We start from the raw sequence: 16,902 nt of genomic DNA on the forward strand, positions 1-16,902 counted from the left end.
GACGGGACATGCCTCAGGAAGACGCCGACGTGGCCTTCGAGCGCGTCGCCTGGGTCGGCAGCGGCGGCACGTCCGCCCAGGTGACCGACGCCCGCCACAGCTCGCGTGCGGCGACGAGCGCCGCCGCCACCAGCAGACCGTCCCGGACGATCAGCAGCGTCACGCCCAGGGCGTCGCTGGCGACCACATGGGCGAACCAGACCGGGAACTCCAGCACCGTGACGAAGGCGGCGGCCAGGACCAGGGCGACCGGACGGCGCATGCGGCTGGCGCGGAAGCAGGAGCAGACGGCGGCGAGCCCGATCAGCCAGACGACGTACTGGGGGCTGATGACCCGGCTGGTGACCGTGAACATCAGGACCGCGACGAAGGCCGCGTCCGCGAGGGTGTGCGGGAGGAAGCGGCCCGCCATCAGACGCCAGAACATGAGCCAGCCGAAGGCCATCGCGGTCAGCCCCAGGGCGGCCGTGCTGACCCAGTCGACGTACGGCCCGACGAACTCCACCGAGCCGTAGTTCAGGAGGACCTGGCCCTGCCAGCCGAAGTGGCGGGCCACGTGGAAGACCAGCGAGCCGAGGGACTCCACCTCCGTGCCCCGGTTGCGCTGGAAGGCCAGGAAGGCGAACGCGCCCGGCATCGACACTGCGAAGAGGCCCCCCACCGCCACCACCGTCAGCGCCGCCGCCCCCCACGCGCGGCGCCTGACCGCGCCCAGCAGGAGCAGCGCCGGCCACACCTTCAGCAGCGCGCCGAAGCCGGCCAGCGCGCCCATCACGCGGGGGTGGCGGGCGCCCGCGAGCAGGGCCGCCACCGCCACCGCGGTCACCATCACGTCGTAGCGCGCGTACACGGTCGGGCCGAGGAGGGGGACACCCGCGCTCCACACCCAGGCGCCGCGCAGCGTGCGGCCGGGGCGCAGGCCCGTGTACCCGAGCAGCACCAGGACGGTCAGGTCGGCGAGGAGGGCGAGCACGAAGAACGCCGACGCGTAGTCCAGGAAGCCCAGCAGGGCGGGGGAGAGGATCGGGAGGGCGGCGGCGGGCGGGTACTGCCAGGTGACGTCGTCCAGCGGGAAGCCGCCGTGGCGGAGCGTCCCGTACCAGCCGTGGTAGATCACCGACACGTCACTGGTGACGTCCGGGCCGGGGAACACGAGCACCTTGAAGACGAACAGCAGGAGCACGACCCGGGTCAGAGCCCAGGTTCCCAGCAGCGGCGCCAGCCGCCGTCCCGCGCCCGCGATCTCCACCTGAGCCCCTGTTCCGTGCCGTGCCTGCGGATGTGGGCCACATGTTCTCCCGATCTGCTGTGCGATGGCCATGAAGCGCGGCCGTGCGGGCCTGTGAGTCGTCCTCCGGTGCGGCCGGTAGGGTCGGCCGCGTGCGCAAGACCCTGATCGTGACCAATGACTTCCCGCCCCGGCCCGGCGGCATCCAGGCCTTTCTGCACAACATGGCGCTACGACTGGAGCCCGAACGGCTCGTCGTGTACGCCTCGACATGGAAGCGGGGGCGGGAGGGCGCCGAGGCGACGGCCGCGTTCGACGCCGAGCAGCCCTTCACCGTCGTACGGGACACCACGACGATGCTGCTGCCGACGCCCGCCGCGACCCGTACGGCCGTCGGGCTGCTGCGTGAACACGGCTGTACGGCGGTGTGGTTCGGGGCGGCGGCGCCGCTCGGACTGATGGCGCCGGCGTTGCGGAAGGCCGGCGCGGAACGGCTGGTCGCCACGACCCACGGGCACGAGGCGGGGTGGGCGCAGCTGCCCGCCTCGCGTCAACTCCTGCGCCGCATCGGGGAGTCCACCGACACGATCACCTACCTCGGTGAGTACACGCGCTCGCGCATCGCCCCCGCGCTCAGTCCCGAGGCGGCCGGGCGGATGGTCCAACTGCCGCCCGGCGTCGACGAGAAGGTCTTCCACCCCGGGTCGGGCGGAGCGGAGGTCCGGGCGCGGCTCGGCCTCACCGACCGGCCCGTGGTCGTCTGCGTCTCCCGGCTCGTCCCGCGCAAGGGACAGGACACGATGATCCTCGCGATGCCGCGGATCCTCGCCCGGCAGCCGGACGCGGTGCTGCTGGTCGTGGGCGGCGGGCCGTACGAGAAGGAGCTGCGCCGGCTCGCGCGGGAGACCGGGGTCACCGACTCCGTGCGGTTCACGGGGGCCGTGCCCTGGGCCGAACTGCCCGCGCACTACGGTGCCGGGGACGTCTTCGCGATGCCCTGCCGGACGCGGCGCGGGGGGCTGGACGTGGAGGGGCTCGGCATCGTCTACCTGGAGGCGTCCGCCACCGGGCTGCCCGTCGTCGCCGGGGACTCCGGCGGGGCGCCGGACGCGGTGCTCGACGGTGAGACCGGCTGGGTCGTCCGGGGCGGCTCGCCGGAGGAGGCCGCCGACCGCGTCGTCGCGCTGCTTGCCGATCCGGAACTCCGGCGGAACATGGGGGAGCGGGGGCGGCGATGGGTGGAGGAACGCTGGCGCTGGGACCTCCTGGCGGAAAAACTCCGGGCACTGCTCCAGGCGCCACCAGAGGTGTGACCGGGGCGCCATCTGGGGCGCCGGATGCGGTGACCTTGCGGCTGCGGGCCGGTGGGGGCTGGCCGCGCAGTTCCCCGCGCCCCAGAAGTGCCTGGGTGTGTTGATGGGTGCGGGTTGGTGGGTGCCGGCTGCGCGGTTCCTCGCGCCCCTGAGGGGCGGGGGTGTGTGGGTATGTGGGTGGGTGCGGGCCGGTGGGGGCTGGTCGCGCAGTTCCCCGCGCCCCTGAAAGGCAGGGGTGGGTGAATGGGTGCGGGTCCGTGAGGGCTGGGTGCGCGGTTCCTCGCGCCCCTGGAACAGGCCCGCTCGACGGGGCCGCCGGCGTCACACCCCCGCTTTTGAGGGGCGCGAGGAACCGCGCACCCAGCCCCTACCGACCCGCACCCGCACTCGGCACCCACTCACCCACCGCACCACAAAACCGGCGCAGCCCCTTGGCGGAATCGAATAATCCGCACATGCTGCGCGCATGACAGCAAAACTGACGCAGCATCAGCTGACGAGACGTCACATACTGGGCATGATCGCCCTCCAGACCGCCGCAGCCGCCGGTCTCACCCGTATCAGCCTCCAGTCCGCCCAGGCCGCACAGCCCGACGCAGTCGAACCCGCGGCGGTCCAGACCGCCCCCGCGATCGTCATCGGCTCCGGCTACGGCGGCGCGGTCGCCGCGCTCCGGCTCGGACAGGCCGGGATCACCACCCTCGTGCTGGAGATGGGCCGCCTCTGGAACACCCCGGGCGCGGACGGCAAGGTCTTCTGTTCCACCGCCGCCCCCGACCAGCGCTCCATGTGGTTCAAGACCCGCACCGAGGCCCCGCTCGCCACCTTCCTGTGGCTGGACGTCGTCAACAAGGACATCGGCCTGTACCCCGGCGTCCTGGACCGCGTGCACTACGACAACATGTCCGTCTACGTGGGCCGCGGCGTCGGCGGCGGCTCGCTGGTCAACGGCGGCATGGCCGTCACCCCGCTCCAGTCGTACTTCACCGAGCAGTTCCCCACCGTCGACGCCACCCAGATGTACGGCACGTACTTCCCGCGCGCCCGCACCATGCTCGGCGTCAACACGGTCGACCCCACCTGGTTCGAGTCGACGGAGTGGTACCAGTTCACCCGTACCTCACGGAAGGCCGCCACCAACGCGGGCCTGAAGACCACCTTCGTGCCCAACGTCTACGACTTCGGCTACATGCAGCAGGAGGCGGCCGGCACCGCCACCAGGTCCGCGCTCGCCCAGGAGGTCATCTACGGCAACAACTACGGCAAGAAGAGCCTCGACAAGACCTACCTCGCCGCGGCGCTCGGCACCGGCAAGGTCACCATCCACACCCTGGAGAAGGTGCGGGCGATCACCCGGGCGAGCGACGGGTCGTACGTCCTGACCGTCGACCGGATCGACAACACCGGCGCGGTCGTCGAGACCAAGCAGTACAGCTGCACCTATCTGTTCCTCGGCGGCGGCAGCCTCGGCACCACCGAACTCCTCGTCCGCGCCCGGGACACGGGCACGCTGCCCGCGCTCGACGCGACGGTCGGGGCGGGCTGGGGGCCCAACGGCAACACCATGGTGGGCCGCGCCAACCACATCTGGGACACCACCGGGGCCAACCAGTCGACGATGCCGGTCATGGGCATCGACGACTGGGCCAACACCGCCAACCCGGTCTTCGCGGAGATCGCCCCGCTGCCCATCGGCTTCGAGACCTGGGTGAGCCTCTATCTGGCGATCACCAAGAACCCCCAACGGGCCTCGTTCACCTACGACTCGGCGAGCGGCACGGTGAAACTGGGCTGGACCGCGGCCCAGAGCGCGGTCTCGGTCGCCATGGCGAAGAAGCTGTTCGACCGGATCAACGCGGCCAACGCGACGATCTACCGCTACGACCTGTTCGGCACGGCCAACAAGGTGTTCGCCGACGACTTCTGCTACCACCCGCTCGGCGGCTGCGTGCTGGGCAACGCGACCGACAACTACGGCCGGGTGAAGGGGTATTCGAAGCTCTACATCACGGACGGTTCGCTGGTGCCCGGCAACATCGGCGTGAACCCGTTCGTCACGATCACCGCGCTCGCCGAGCGCACGCTGGAACGGGTCCTCGCCGAGGACTTCTGAACCTCCCGGGGACGTTCGTGAAGTCCCAACGGCCCGTCTACTTCTGGTAGATGGCCTCGATCTCGTCCGCGTAGTCCTTCGCCACCACATTGCGCTTGAGCTTCAGGGACGGCGTCAGGTGGCCCGACTCCTCCGTGAACTGGGAGGAAAGAATGCGGAACTTCCGCACCGATTCCGCCTTCGACACCGCGGCGTTGCCGTCGTCGACCGCGTCCTGGATCGCGCTCAGCAGATCCGGGTCGTCACGCAGCGACGCCGCGGTGGAACCCACCGGCTTGCCGTGCTCGGCCGCCCACCGGCCCAGGAACTCGTCGTCGATCGTGACCAGCGCGCCCACGAAGGGCCGCCCGTCGCCGACGACCATGCACTCCGCGACCAGCGCGTGCGCGCGGATCCGGTCCTCGATCACGGCCGGGGCGACGTTCTTGCCGCCCGCGGTGACGATGATCTCCTTCTTGCGGCCGGTGATCCTGAGGTAGCCGTCCTCGTCGAGGGTGCCGATGTCCCCGGTGTGGAACCAGCCGTCGGCCAGCGCCTCGGCCGTGGCGGCCTCGTTGTTCCAGTAGCCCTTGAACAGGTGCTCGCCGTGCAGCAGCACCTCGCCGTCGTCCGCGATGCGCACGACCGAGCCGGGCAGCGGCTGGCCGACCGTGCCGATCTTCGTGCGGTCCCAGGGGTTGAACGCGGTGGCCGCGCAGGACTCGGTCAGGCCGTAGCCCTCCAGGACCGTGAAGCCGATGCCGCGGAAGAAGTGACCCAGGCGCTCGCCCAGCGGGGCACCGCCGGAGATCGCGTACTCGCCCCTGCCGCCGAGCACCGCGCGCAGCTTGCTGTAGACGAGCTTGTCGAACGTCCTGTACTTGATCTTCAGGCCCAGGGACGGACCCGACGGGGTGTCCAGCGCCTGGCTGTAGGCGATCGCGGTGTCCGCGGCCTTGTCGAAGATCTTGCCCTTGCCGTCCGCCTGCGCCTTGGCGCGCGCCGAGTTGTAGACCTTCTCGAAGACGCGCGGCACACCGAGGATCAACGTCGGCCGGAACGAGGCGAGTTCATCGGTGAGGTGCTTGATGTCCGGGACCAGGCCCAGCTTGATCGGCGCCATCATCGGCGCGATCTGCACCAGCCGCCCGAAGACGTGCGCGAGCGGCAGGAACAGCAGCACCGAGCACTCGCCGGTGCGGAACAGCGGGCGCAGCCGCTCCACGATGTTGCCGCACTCCGCGAAGAAGCTGCGGTGGGTCAGCACACAGCCCTTGGGGCGGCCGGTCGTACCGGAGGTGTAGACGATGGTCGCCGGGTCGTCGGCCTTCGCCAGCGAGCTGCGCTCCTCGACGGTCGCGTCGGTGACGTCCTTGCCCGCGCGGTCCAGCTCGTCGACGGCGCCGGCGTCGATCTGCCAGACGTTCTTGAGCGCGGGCAGGTGTGCCCGCACCGACTCGACGGCGGCGGCGTGTCCGTCCTGCTCGACGATCACGGCGGTCGCGCCCGAGTCGGAGAGGATCCACTGGACCTGCTCCGGCGAGCTGGTCTCGTACACCGGCACGGTGATGGCGCCCGCACACCAGATCGCGAAGTCGAGCAGTGTCCACTCGTAGCGCGTGCGGGACATCAGGCCGACCCGGTCGCCGGGCTGGACACCGGAGGCGATGAGCCCCTTGGCGGCGGCGTGCACCTCGGCGAGGAAGGCCGTGGCGGTCACGTCCTGCCAGCCGCCGTTCGCCTTGCGGGCGATCACGGCCACATCTGGGTGCTGCGCGGCGTTTCTGCGGACGATGTCGGTCAGATTGCCGTCCGCAGGGACCTCGTACAAAGCCGGAAGGCTGAACTCGCGCAAGACTGCTGCTCCTCATAGGGCGCCGGCGCCACGACGTTGTGTGATGCGACGGTCCGGTCCACGGCTCGGGCAGGTGCGTCAGGACCCGGTGGTTGAAATCCTGAGCACGACTGGACTGCCCGGACGTTACCCGCCGGTATGGCTCCTACGACAGGGGGGTCCGGCGAGATGTTCGCTGCGTCACACAGATGGGTGTTTCCTCGCGCACAGTAGTCCACCCCTTTCTGGACTGGCCAGTAACGGCAAGCGGGGCCGACACTGTTCACCTTTGCCGCACACGCCTACGCTTGATCGTCATGGCACCCACACCACCCGGAAACTCCGGGACGCGTATCCACGTGGTCAGCGACGTGCACGGCAACGCCCGTGACCTGGCCAGATCCGGTGAGGGTGCCGACGCCCTGATCTGCCTGGGCGACCTCGTCCTCTTCCTCGACTACGCCGACCACACGCGCGGGATCTTCCCCGAGCTGTTCGGCGAGGAGAACGCCGACCGTCTCGTCGAGCTCCGCACGGCCCGCCGCTTCGAGGACGCCCGCGCACTCGGCGCCCGCCTCTGGGACTCGGTCGGCGGCGACCGCGCGACCCTGATCGAGAAGGCGGTCCGCAAACAGTACGCCGAGATGTTCGCCGCCTTCCCCACCCCGACGTACGCCACCTACGGCAACGTCGACATGCCGGCCCTCTGGCCCGAGTACGCCGCCCCCGGAACCACCGTCCTCGACGGCGAACGCGTGGAGATCGGCGGCCGGACCTTCGGCTTCATCGGCGGCGGCCTCCGCACCCCCATGCGCACCCCCTACGAGATCAGCGACGAGGAGTACGCGGCCAAGATCGAGGCGGTGGGCGAGGTCGACGTCCTGTGCACCCACATCCCGCCCGAGGTCCCCGAGCTGGTCTACGACACCGTCGCGCGCCGCTTCGAACGCGGCAGCCGCGCCCTCCTGGACGCCATCCGCCGCACCCGGCCCCGCTACGCGCTGTTCGGACACGTCCACCAGCCGCTCGTGCGGCGGATGCGGATCGGGGCCACCGAGTGCGTGAACGTCGGCCACTTCGCGGGGACCGGCAAGCCCTGGGTGCTGGACTGGTGACCGCCCCCTGATGTCCGCAGGTAGGGGGTGCGGTAAGGGGGTTGGCGGGGAGGTAGCCTTCACGCTGCACGCACACGCGCACGACGACGCCCTGCCGGTCCGCATCTGGAGGAGCCACAGCGATGGCGGAACACACCAGTTCGAGCATCACGATCGAGGCGGCACCGGCCGATGTGATGGAAGTGATCGCCGACTTCGCCCGCTACCCGGACTGGACCGGTGAGGTGAAGGAGGCGGACGTCCTCAAGACCGACGCACGGGGCCGTGCCGAAGAGGTCCGCCTCGTCATGGACGCCGGCGCGATCAAGGACGACCAGACCCTCGCGTACACCTGGACCGGCGACAACGAGGTCTCCTGGACCCTCGTCAAGTCCCAGATGCTGCGCTCCCTGGACGGCTCCTACATCCTCAAGTCCGCCGGTGCCGGGGCGACGGAGGTCACCTACCTCCTCACGGTCGACGTCAAGATCCCGATGCTCGGCATGATCAAGCGCAAGGCCGAGAAGGTCATCATCGACCGGGCGCTGGCGGGGCTGAAGAAGCGCGTGGAGTCGGGGGAGAAGTAGCCGGGCGCTCACGGCCGGCCCGTCCGGCGCCTCGGACCGCGGCCCGTCCGGCGTCCGAGGACGCGGCCCCTCCAGGGCCGGCGGGGGCCCGGGGCGGAGCCCCGCCGACGCATCCCGACCCCCACCGAGCGACTACCGTTCACTCGTATGCGTACCCTCCTGATCACCGGCCCAGGCGGCAGCGGCCGCAGCACCCTCGCCGCAGCCACCGCACAAGCCGCCGCCCGCACCGGCACCCGGACCCTGGTCCTGGGCGCCGACCGCGCGGACACGCTGGGCGCCGCCCTGGGCGTGGTGACGGGAGCGGCCCCCACCCCGGCCGCCGAGAACCTCACGGCATGGCGCCCCGACGCCACGGAGTCCTTCCGCGCCGACCTCACCGCCTTCCAGGACCGGGCCTCCACCGCCCTCGAACTCCTCGGCGCCGCCCGCCTGGACGCCGAGGAGCTGACCCCCCTCCCCGGCGCCGAGGAACTGGCCCTCCTCCGGGCCCTCAGGGACGCGGCCCTGTCCGAGAAGTACGACCTCCTCGTCGTGGACCTCCCACCCACCCCCCACGCGCTCGCACTCCTCGCCCTCCCCGAAGAACTCCGCCGCTACCTCCGCCGCCTCCTCCCCGCCGAGCGCCAGGCGGCCCGCGCCCTCCGCCCGGTCCTCGGCCGCCTCGCCGGCGTCCCGATGCCCTCCGAGTGGCTCTACGACACGGCCGCCCGCTGGGACGTCGAACTGGCCGCCGTGGAAGCGGTCCTCGCCGACCGGAACACGGCCGTACGACTGGTCGCCGAGCCCGGACCGGCCGGTGCCGAGGCCGTCCGCGCCGCCGGACTCGCGCTCGCCCTGCGCGGTCTGCGCCCCGACGTGCTGGTCGCCAACCGGGTGCTGCCCGAGCCGGCCGAGGACAGCTGGCTCGCGGGCCTCGACGCGCAGCAGCGCAAGACGCTGGACGAATGGCGGGGAACGTACGACGTCCGGACCGTCCGCCACCTCGGCCACGATCCGCGCGGCACCGACGACCTCGCCGCGCTCGCCGTGCCCGGGACCGACGAGGCCCCTTCCGCGGTCGAGTGGCCCGTCACCGACCGGCTGGCGGAGGACGGCGTGCTGGTCTGGCACATCCCGCTGCCCGGCGCGATACGCGACGAACTCGACCTGATCCGGCGCGGTGACGAACTCGTCGTCACGGTCGGCCGGTTCCGCCGGATCGTGCCGTTGCCGTCGGCCCTGCGCCGCTGCACGGTCGCCGGCGCCGCCCTGCGCGAGGGCGAACTGCGCATCCGCTTCGCCCCCGACCCGGACCTGTGGCCGCAGGGACGGTGAGGAGGCGAGGAGACGAGGCGAGGACGTGAGGCGAGGATTGGTGGGTGCGGAGCCGTGAAGCACGTTCGCCCGTTCGGGTAACGTCGTAGGGACGAACCGTAGTCAGGAGTCGGTCATGAGCGAAGACCTCCCCCCGTCCGAGGCCGGAGCGGACCCGTCCGAGGCCGGAGCGGACGAGGCGCGCGACGAGGTGCGGGCGTCCGACGCCGACGCCTGGGCGACGGCGACCGCCGAAGACCTCGCCGCGGAGAAGGCCCGCCGCCGCACCGAGTACGGCCCGCCGCCCGGCTCGGCCGCCGAGGAACTGCGCAAGCTCGTCGACACCGTCGCGGACAAGCTGTCCGGCCTCCAGTCACCGCTGCTCGGCCAGGTCGCGGGACCGGCCGCCCAGCAGATGGTCAAGCAGGTCGTCCAGCAGGCGAGGGCCGCCGTCGAGCCCGTCATCGAACGCAACCCGGACGTCTTCGACCACCTCGCGGCCGCGGGCGGCGAACTCCTCGCCGCGTACCGCTCCGCCGTCCAGGCCCAGGAACAGCGCTGGACGTCCCGCGACCGCGAACTGAAGGACCTCAAGAACGACCACGGCGACGGCGGAGACGACTCCGGCCCCGGGGAACGCATCGACCTGGACTAGCGGGCCCCGACCGCCTGCCATCTGCTTCGCGGCCGGCCGACGAGGGCCGGCACGCGGACCCGCGGTGCCGACGTCGGTGACCACGGTCCGAACGACGCGATTCCGGCGGCAGGCCCTCGGGTACGGTGGGCCGTAGCGGGGCTCGACCGAAACTGAGGGATTCATGGGACTCACCATCGGCGTCGATATCGGCGGCACCAAGATCGCGGCCGGGGTGGTCGACGAGGAAGGCAACATCCTCTCGACCCACCAGGTGCCGACCCCGGGCACGGCCGAGGGCATCGTGGACGCCATCGCCGCCGCGGTCGACGGAGCGCGCGCCGGGCACGAGATCGTCGGCGTGGGCATCGGTGCCGCCGGATACGTCAACCGCCAGCGTTCCACGGTCTACTTCGCGCCGAACATCGACTGGCGCCAGGAGCCGCTGAAGGAGAAGGTCGAGGCCCGCGTGGGCCTCCCCGTCGTCGTGGAGAACGACGCGAACGCGGCGGCCTGGGGCGAGTACAAGTTCGGCGCCGGCAAGGGCCACCGCAACGTCATCTGCATCACGCTCGGCACCGGCCTCGGCGGCGGCATCATCATCGGCAACAAACTGCGCCGCGGACACTTCGGCGTGGCCGCCGAGTTCGGCCACATCCGCATGGTGCCGGACGGCCTGCTCTGCGGCTGCGGCTCACAGGGCTGCTGGGAGCAGTACGCGTCGGGCCGCGCCCTCGTGCGCTACGCCAAGCAGCGCGCGAACGCCACCCCCGAGTCCGCGGAGGTGCTTCTCTCGCTCGGCGACGGCAGCCCCGAGGGCATCGAGGGCAAGCACATCTCCATGGCCGCGCGGCAGGGCGACCCGGTCGCCGTCGACTCGTACCGCGAACTCGCCCGCTGGGCCGGCGCCGGCCTCGCCGACCTGGCCTCGCTCTTCGACCCCTCCGCGTTCATCGTCGGCGGCGGCCTCTCGGACGAGGGCGAACTGGTCCTCGACCCGATCCGCAAGTCCTACAAGCGCTGGCTGGTGGGCGGCAACTGGCGCCCGGTCGCCGACGTGATCGCAGCGCAACTGGGCAACAAGGCGGGCATGGTGGGCGCAGCGGACCTGGCAAGAGAACCCGACCCGATCATGTAAACCCCGACCGCCGCCGAGCCCCGCGCCCCTGTTCCCGACTCAAGGCGCGCGGGGACCGGCACGACCAGCCGCCCACGGACGCAGCGCTCCGGGCGGTTGTCTTTCAAGGGGTGCGAGGACCGGCGCGACCGGCCACACACGACCGTAAGCCGCTCACGAACGCAGCGCCCCCGGCGGTTGTCTTTTAAGGGGCGCGGGGAACGGCGCGACCAGCCACCCCCAACGGTCGGCTGCTCACGGACGTGGCGCTCCGGGCGGTTGTCTTTTAAGGGGCGCGGGGAACGGCGCGACCAGCCACCCCCAACGGTCGGCCGCTCACGGACGTGGCGCCCCCGGCGGTTGTCTTTTAAGGGGCGCGGGGAACGGCGCGACCAGCCACCCCCAACGGTCGGCCGCTCACGGACGTAACGCCCCCGGTCTGTCGTCTTCAAGGGGCGCAAGGAACCCCGCCACCACCGACACCCACCCGCCGCCACCCACACCCCCCGCACTGTCAGGCGTAGATTGATCCACATGGCGCCGCTCCCCAACTCCCGCACCGAACCCGACGGTTCAGCGATCATCCGCGTCCTGAGCTACAACATCCGCTCACTGCGCGACGACACCGACGCCCTGGCCCGGATCATCCGCGCCTGCGCCCCGGACCTCGTCCTCATCCAGGAAGCCCCCCGTTTCTTCCGCTGGCGCAAGAAGCTGGCCCGCCTGGCCTCCGCGACCGACCTGGTCGTCCTCGGCGGCGGAGGCACCGCCGCGGGCCCCGCCCTGCTGTGCTCGCTCCGGGCGACCGTCGAGCGCGCGGATGACGTACTCCTCCCGCTGACCCCCGGCGAACACCGCCGCGGCTTCGCGACCGCGGTCGTACGGATCGGCGGCACCCGGCTGGGCGTCCTCAGCTGTCATCTGAGCCTGCGCGAGGACGAGCGCCACGAGCAGGGCGGCATGCTGCTCGACCGGCTGGCCGGCCTGGGCGTGGACCACGTGATCGCGGGCGGCGACCTCAACGACCGCCCCGACGGCCGGACGTTCGGACGGCTGGCCAAGGAACTGCAGGACTGCTGGGCCACCGCCCCCTGGGGCGAGGAGCACACCTGGACCCCCGGCAACCCCTTCCAGCGCATCGACGCGATCTTCGCCTCGCACGGCATCGAGGTACTCGGCTGCGGCGTACCGCTCGGCCTGCCCGGGGTCACGGAGGCAGACGTGAGGGCGGCCACGGACCACTTCCCGGTCCTGGCCGCCCTCAGGGTGCCCGCGAGCTAGGGCTCAGGTCGCCCGCGAGCCAGCGCACAAGGTGCCCGCGAGCTAGGGCCTCAGACGACGGCCCCGCGTCCGGGGTCGTCCCCGTCCTCCTCGTCCGTCCGCATCCGCATCACCAGCGTGCCGAAGCCGCCCAGGAAACCGCCGATGCCGATGGTCGCCAGCCACCAGGTCATGTCCCAGCTGAGCAGCACCGCGAGCAGCAGCAGGATCGGGCCGCCGATCACCCCGAGCCAGGCGAACTTGGCCGTCGTGTCGGCGGCCGGCAGCGGCGGCGGCTCCGGCGGTACGAAGTGGCCTTCGTCGTCCTCGTCGAAGTCGTCCTCGGAGGCGGCCGGCGCGGTGTAGTCGCGGGGTCCGCCGACCCCGGGCGCGAAGGAGACCGAACTGCCCAGCGGCTTGGCGGGCGCGGCCGGAGGCTCCTCCGTACCGGCGTCCTTGCTTCCGGCCGCGGGCCCGGTGCCGTCCTCGTCCTGCTTCTTGGCCGTGGGCTGCTCGTCGTTCTTCTCGGGGTCGAGCAGGGCGAGGTCCTCGATCGACTTGAACGGCTTGGCGCCCGGCGGATCCTTGGGCTCCTCGCCGTACCCGGCGACGATCGCGGCCCACGCGGCCTCCTCGTCGAACGGGACGCCCTGCTCGTCCGGTTCGAGGCCCTCGCGGTCGGAGTCGTGCTCAGCCACCTGTGGCCGTCCCTTCCTGCTCGCTCACCCGGCCCGTGTCGGACGCCTGCTTGCCGACACTGGGTGCGAGCCGGCCGATGAACGCGAAGCTCTCCTCGAAAATCCGGTCCGCGTCATGGTCCAACGTCGCGACGTGGTAGCTCTGTTCCAGCAGGATCTCCGTCACGTCGGTGGAGGAGACCCGGCTGAGGACACGGGCCGAGTCGGCCGGCGGGACCACATGGTCCTGGGGGCTGTGCAGCAGCAGGAGCGGCTGGGTGACCTGCGGCAGCTCGCTGTCGACGAGCCGGAAGAAGATACGCAGGGAGTGCGCGGAGTGCAGCGGCACCTTGTCGTACCCGACCTCCTCGCTGCCCTCCTTCGCGATGTCGCTGGCGATGCCCGGCGCCGTCCGCGCCAGATGGCGGGCCACCGGAAGGAAGTGGGCCGCGAGGCCGTGCACCTTGATGCCCGGGTTGACGACCACGACACCGCTGATGTCGTCGCCGTGCTTCGCGGCCAGCCGCAGGGCCAGCGCGCCGCCCATGGACAGGCCCGCGACGAAGACCTGCGAGCAGCGCTCGCGCAGGGCGCGCAGCTCGCGGTCCACCTCCGCGTACCAGTCCTGCCAGCCGGTGAGCTGCATGTCCTCCCAGCGGGTGCCGTGCCCGGGCAGCAGGGGCAGCGACACGGTGAGGCCGCGCTCGGCCAGATGCTCCGCCCAGGGGCGCAGCGACTGCGGGGAACCGGTGAAACCGTGGCAGAGGAGCACTCCGACCTCCCCGCCCTCGTGGCGGTACGGCTCGGCTCCGGGGAGGACCGGCACCTTCGGTCTCCTGTTCATGAGAGGGGCGTGTTCTTGAGACGCGTGTCCATGAGGGGTACGTGCTGGGGAGAGATGTGGAGAGACGTGCTTGCGAGGGGTGTGAACAAGTCCAGGTGCGGTTAACCGTACGCGACCGCACTGACACCGACCAGGGTCGTCGGGTCCTTTGACGGTGCTCCGGGTTAAGGTCTGATCGACAGACACGGGAGGCACTCGGTTGTTGTACGGCACGATGAAGGTCGCCATCGGGGGACCGCTGAAGGTCGCCTTCCGGCCCTGGGTGGAGGGCCTGGAGAACATTCCGGACGAGGGCGCCGCGATCCTGGCGAGCAATCACCTCTCGTTCTCGGACTCGTTCTTCCTGCCCGCGGTGCTGGACCGCAAGGTCACCTTCATCGCGAAGGCCGAGTACTTCACGACGCCCGGGGTGAAGGGCAAGCTGACGGCCGCGTTCTTCAAGGGCGCGGGCCAGCTCCCGGTGGACCGGTCCGGCGCGCGCGGGGCGGGCGAGGCCGCGGTCAAGGCGGGGATCGACGTTCTGGAGCGCGGTGAGCTGTTCGGTATCTATCCGGAGGGCACGCGCTCCCCGGACGGGCGCCTCTACCGCGGCAAACCCGGTGGCCTCGCGCGCGTGGCGCTCGCCACGGGCGCTCCGGTGATCCCGGTCGCGATGATCGACACGGAGAAGATCCAGCCGCCCGGCAAGGTCGTGCCGAAGCTGATGAGGCCCGGTATCCGGATCGGCAGGCCGCTCGACTTCAGCCGGTACAACGGCATGGAGCACGACCGTTTCGTCCTGCGCGCGGTGACCGACGAGGTCATGTACGAGATCATGAAGCTCTCCGGCCAGGAGTACGTCGACATCTACGCGACGGCGGCCAAGCGCCGGATCGCGGACGCGGCGAAGGCCGACAAGGAAGCCGAGAAGGCCGACAAGGCTGACAAGGCCGAGAAGGCGGCCAAGGCCGCGCTCACGCAGACGGAGAAGGAGCAGACCAGCCCCTAGGCGGGCCGGAGTCTGTGTCGGGGGTGGGGGAGATGGCCAAGCGGGTGCGCGTCATCAGGATGTCCGTCGAGCAGCCGCTCTGGCGGGCGCTCAGCGGTTACCGCGTGCTGACCATGCTGTACGCGATCGGGCTGTTCGCCTCCGACTACGACGAGTTCGACCGCCCGGGCATCGCCATCGCCTTCTACGTCGTCCTGGTCGTCTGGACGCTCGCCACCCTGCCCCGGGTGCAGAGCGCGGTCGCCTGCACCAAGCGTTTCCTCGCCGTCGACCTCGCGATCGCGCTGACCGGCATCGTCCTCACCCCGATCGCGGCCGACGACCACCACATCCAGAGCGGCGGCCCCACCCTCCCGTCGATATGGACGGCGGGCTCGGTCCTCGCCTACGCCATCAAGGGCGGCTGGCGCTGGGCCGCCTTCGCCTCCACCCCGGTCGCCGTCGCCAACCTGGTCGAGCGCGGCTTCCCGGCCCGCGACACCGTCCACAACGTGGTCCTCGTCTGGGTCGCCTCGATCGCCATCGGCTACGTCGTCGAGGTCGCCCGTGCCTCCGAGCGCACCCTCGCCCGCGCCCTGGAGATCGAGGCGGCCACCCGGGAGCGGGAGCGCCTCGCCCGTGACATCCACGACGGCGTGCTCCAGGTGCTGGCGATGGTCCAGCGGCGCGGTGCCGTCCTCGGCGGCGAGGCGGGCGAGCTGGGCCGGATGGCGGGCGAGCAGGAGATCGCGCTGCGCACCCTGGTCTCCGGCGGCCTGGTGCCGGTGTCCCGGGTCTCCCTGGACGCGGCCGAGGGCGCGGTCGTGAGAGCCGTGGAGGAGGCGGACACGGAGGACGAGGACGGTGACGGGCCGGTCGATCTGCGGGCGCTGCTCGCGCCGTACGCGGCGGCGAAGGTGAGTTTCGCCGAGCCCGGGGCGCCGGTGCCGTTGCCCGCGTCCGCGGCGAAGGAGCTGGCGGCGGCTGTCGGGGCGGCCCTGGACAATGTGCGCAGGCATGCCGGTGCGGACGCGCGGGCGTGGATCCTGGTGGAGGACGAGCCCCGGGAGGTCGTGGTGACCGTGCGGGACGACGGACCCGGGATTCCCGAGGGGCGGCTCGCGCAGGCCGAGGGGGAGGGGCGGCTCGGGGTCGCCCTGTCGATCCGGGGGCGGCTGCGGGATCTCGGCGGGAGCGCCGAGCTGGTGTCGATTCCCGGGCAGGGCACGGAAGTCGAGCTGAAGGTACCGAAGGCGCGGGGGAAGGCGGGGACACGATGAGTGAGCAGCGGGGCCCGATCAGGGTCATGGTGGTGGACGACCACCCGATGTGGCGCGACGCGGTCGCCCGCGACCTGGCCGAGTCCGGCTTCGACGTGGTCGCGACCGCCGGTGACGGCGAGCAGGCGGTACGGCGGGCGAGGGCCGCCGCGCCGGACGTCCTGGTGCTGGACCTGAACCTGCCGGCGATGCCCGGCGTCCAGGTCTGCAAGGAACTGGTGGGCGCCAACCCGGCGTTGCGCGTCCTGGTCCTCTCGGCGAGCGGCGAGCACGCCGACGTGCTGGAGGCGGTGAAGTCGGGGGCGACCGGCTATCTCCTCAAGTCGGCGTCCACGGAGGAGCTGTTGGACGCGGTGCGCCGGACGGCCGTGGGCGATCCGGTGTTCACCCCCGGGCTCGCCGGTCTGGTCCTCGGCGAGTACCGCCGGCTGGCCTCGGACCCGGCGCCGGCCGCCGGCGGCGACGAGCCCAAGGCGCCGCAGCTCACCGACCGCGAGACCGAGGTGCTGCGCCTGGTGGCCAAGGGGCTGAGCTACAAGCAGATCGCCGAACGCCTGGTCATCTCGCACCGCACGGTCCAGAACCATGTGCAGAACACCCTGGGCAAGCTGCAGCTGCACAACCGCGTGGAGCTGGTCCGGTACGCCATAGAGCGTGGCCTCGACGACGCCTGACCGGG

The 16,902-nt window shown here is 71.6% G+C and carries 15 protein-coding genes; 11 read left to right on the plus strand and 4 right to left on the minus strand.

The window, feature by feature from the left end:
* Positions 1-13: 13 nt before the first annotated feature.
* Positions 14-1,249, minus strand: a complete 1,236-nt coding sequence (locus ACIPTO_RS24395; RefSeq protein ID WP_401195541.1) for a glycosyltransferase 87 family protein — start codon at positions 1,247-1,249, stop codon at positions 14-16.
* A 131-nt stretch (positions 1,250-1,380) separates the two neighbouring features.
* On the opposite strand from ACIPTO_RS24395, the gene ACIPTO_RS24400 reads away from it, so the two are divergent.
* Positions 1,381-2,541 (plus strand): glycosyltransferase family 4 protein, encoded by a 1,161-nt coding sequence (locus ACIPTO_RS24400; RefSeq protein ID WP_401195543.1) that lies wholly within the window; start codon positions 1,381-1,383, stop codon positions 2,539-2,541.
* A 517-nt stretch (positions 2,542-3,058) separates the two neighbouring features.
* Positions 3,059-4,654, plus strand: a complete 1,596-nt coding sequence (locus ACIPTO_RS24405) for a GMC oxidoreductase (RefSeq protein ID WP_401196136.1) — start codon at positions 3,059-3,061, stop codon at positions 4,652-4,654.
* A gap of 37 nt (positions 4,655-4,691) precedes the next feature.
* Here ACIPTO_RS24405 and ACIPTO_RS24410 read toward each other — a convergent pair whose 3' ends face one another.
* On the minus strand, positions 4,692-6,488 hold the full coding sequence (locus tag ACIPTO_RS24410) for an AMP-dependent synthetase/ligase (RefSeq protein WP_401195546.1): 1,797 nt from the start codon (positions 6,486-6,488) through the stop codon (positions 4,692-4,694).
* A 338-nt stretch (positions 6,489-6,826) separates the two neighbouring features.
* Here ACIPTO_RS24410 and ACIPTO_RS24415 point away from each other — a divergent pair, with 338 nt between their 5' ends.
* From ACIPTO_RS24415 to ACIPTO_RS24440, 6 genes are all read left to right on the plus strand, one after another.
* On the plus strand, positions 6,827-7,582 hold the full coding sequence (locus ACIPTO_RS24415; RefSeq protein WP_366320005.1) for a metallophosphoesterase: 756 nt from the start codon (positions 6,827-6,829) through the stop codon (positions 7,580-7,582).
* A 122-nt stretch (positions 7,583-7,704) separates the two neighbouring features.
* The gene (locus tag ACIPTO_RS24420; protein WP_366319938.1) at positions 7,705-8,148 is read left to right on the plus strand and encodes an SRPBCC family protein; all 444 of its coding nucleotides are present in this window, start codon (positions 7,705-7,707) and stop codon (positions 8,146-8,148) included.
* 147 nt (positions 8,149-8,295) lie between these two features.
* Positions 8,296-9,465 (plus strand): ArsA family ATPase, encoded by a 1,170-nt coding sequence (locus tag ACIPTO_RS24425; protein ID WP_401195548.1) that lies wholly within the window; start codon positions 8,296-8,298, stop codon positions 9,463-9,465.
* A gap of 115 nt (positions 9,466-9,580) precedes the next feature.
* On the plus strand, positions 9,581-10,099 hold the full coding sequence (locus tag ACIPTO_RS24430) for a DUF5304 family protein (protein ID WP_366319934.1): 519 nt from the start codon (positions 9,581-9,583) through the stop codon (positions 10,097-10,099).
* Positions 10,100-10,262: 163 nt separating this feature from the next.
* A complete protein-coding gene (locus ACIPTO_RS24435) occupies positions 10,263-11,216 on the plus strand; it encodes an ROK family glucokinase (protein ID WP_366319932.1) in 954 nt (317 codons plus the stop codon).
* Positions 11,217-11,729: 513 nt separating this feature from the next.
* The gene (locus ACIPTO_RS24440) at positions 11,730-12,476 is read left to right on the plus strand and encodes an endonuclease/exonuclease/phosphatase family protein (protein ID WP_401195552.1); all 747 of its coding nucleotides are present in this window, start codon (positions 11,730-11,732) and stop codon (positions 12,474-12,476) included.
* 50 nt (positions 12,477-12,526) lie between these two features.
* On the opposite strand, the gene ACIPTO_RS24445 is transcribed toward ACIPTO_RS24440, so the two are convergent.
* Both ACIPTO_RS24445 and ACIPTO_RS24450 read right to left on the minus strand, forming a co-directional pair.
* A complete protein-coding gene (locus ACIPTO_RS24445; protein ID WP_366319928.1) occupies positions 12,527-13,153 on the minus strand; it encodes a hypothetical protein in 627 nt (208 codons plus the stop codon).
* Positions 13,146-13,958, minus strand: a complete 813-nt coding sequence (locus ACIPTO_RS24450) for an alpha/beta fold hydrolase (protein ID WP_366320003.1) — start codon at positions 13,956-13,958, stop codon at positions 13,146-13,148. The genes ACIPTO_RS24445 and ACIPTO_RS24450 overlap by 8 nt, the downstream gene beginning before the upstream one ends.
* A 220-nt stretch (positions 13,959-14,178) precedes the next feature.
* Here ACIPTO_RS24450 and ACIPTO_RS24455 point away from each other — a divergent pair, with 220 nt between their 5' ends.
* The 3 genes from ACIPTO_RS24455 to ACIPTO_RS24465 are packed head-to-tail and all read left to right on the plus strand — an operon-like array spanning position 14,179 to position 16,897.
* Positions 14,179-14,964 carry a lysophospholipid acyltransferase family protein gene (locus ACIPTO_RS24455; RefSeq protein ID WP_401195555.1) on the plus strand — a complete coding sequence of 262 codons (786 nt, stop codon included), beginning with the start codon at positions 14,179-14,181 and terminating at the stop codon, positions 14,962-14,964.
* Positions 14,965-14,996: 32 nt separating this feature from the next.
* The gene (macS, locus tag ACIPTO_RS24460; RefSeq protein ID WP_401195557.1) at positions 14,997-16,223 is read left to right on the plus strand and encodes a MacS family sensor histidine kinase; all 1,227 of its coding nucleotides are present in this window, start codon (positions 14,997-14,999) and stop codon (positions 16,221-16,223) included.
* Positions 16,220-16,897 (plus strand): response regulator transcription factor, encoded by a 678-nt coding sequence (locus tag ACIPTO_RS24465; RefSeq protein WP_366319922.1) that lies wholly within the window; start codon positions 16,220-16,222, stop codon positions 16,895-16,897. The genes macS and ACIPTO_RS24465 overlap by 4 nt, the downstream gene beginning before the upstream one ends.
* The last annotated feature ends 5 nt before the right edge of the window (positions 16,898-16,902 follow it).

The organism is Streptomyces sp. NPDC090083 (assembly GCF_044747445.1).
Classification (GTDB): Bacteria; Actinomycetota; Actinomycetes; order Streptomycetales; family Streptomycetaceae; genus Streptomyces.

Excerpts from the sequence above, each read along its gene's own strand:
- ACIPTO_RS24405 (WP_401196136.1), top strand. The coding sequence starts at position 3,059 with ATGATCGCCCTCCAGACCGCCGCAGCCGCCGGTCTCACCCGTATCAGC.
- ACIPTO_RS24420 (WP_366319938.1), top strand. The coding sequence starts at position 7,705 with ATGGCGGAACACACCAGTTCGAGCATCACGATCGAGGCGGCACCGGCC.
- ACIPTO_RS24425 (WP_401195548.1), top strand. The coding sequence starts at position 8,296 with ATGCGTACCCTCCTGATCACCGGCCCAGGCGGCAGCGGCCGCAGCACC.
- ACIPTO_RS24430 (WP_366319934.1), top strand. The coding sequence starts at position 9,581 with ATGAGCGAAGACCTCCCCCCGTCCGAGGCCGGAGCGGACCCGTCCGAG.
- ACIPTO_RS24435 (WP_366319932.1), top strand. The coding sequence starts at position 10,263 with ATGGGACTCACCATCGGCGTCGATATCGGCGGCACCAAGATCGCGGCC.
- ACIPTO_RS24440 (WP_401195552.1), top strand. The coding sequence starts at position 11,730 with ATGGCGCCGCTCCCCAACTCCCGCACCGAACCCGACGGTTCAGCGATC.
- macS (WP_401195557.1), top strand. The coding sequence starts at position 14,997 with ATGGCCAAGCGGGTGCGCGTCATCAGGATGTCCGTCGAGCAGCCGCTC.
- ACIPTO_RS24465 (WP_366319922.1), top strand. The coding sequence starts at position 16,220 with ATGAGTGAGCAGCGGGGCCCGATCAGGGTCATGGTGGTGGACGACCAC.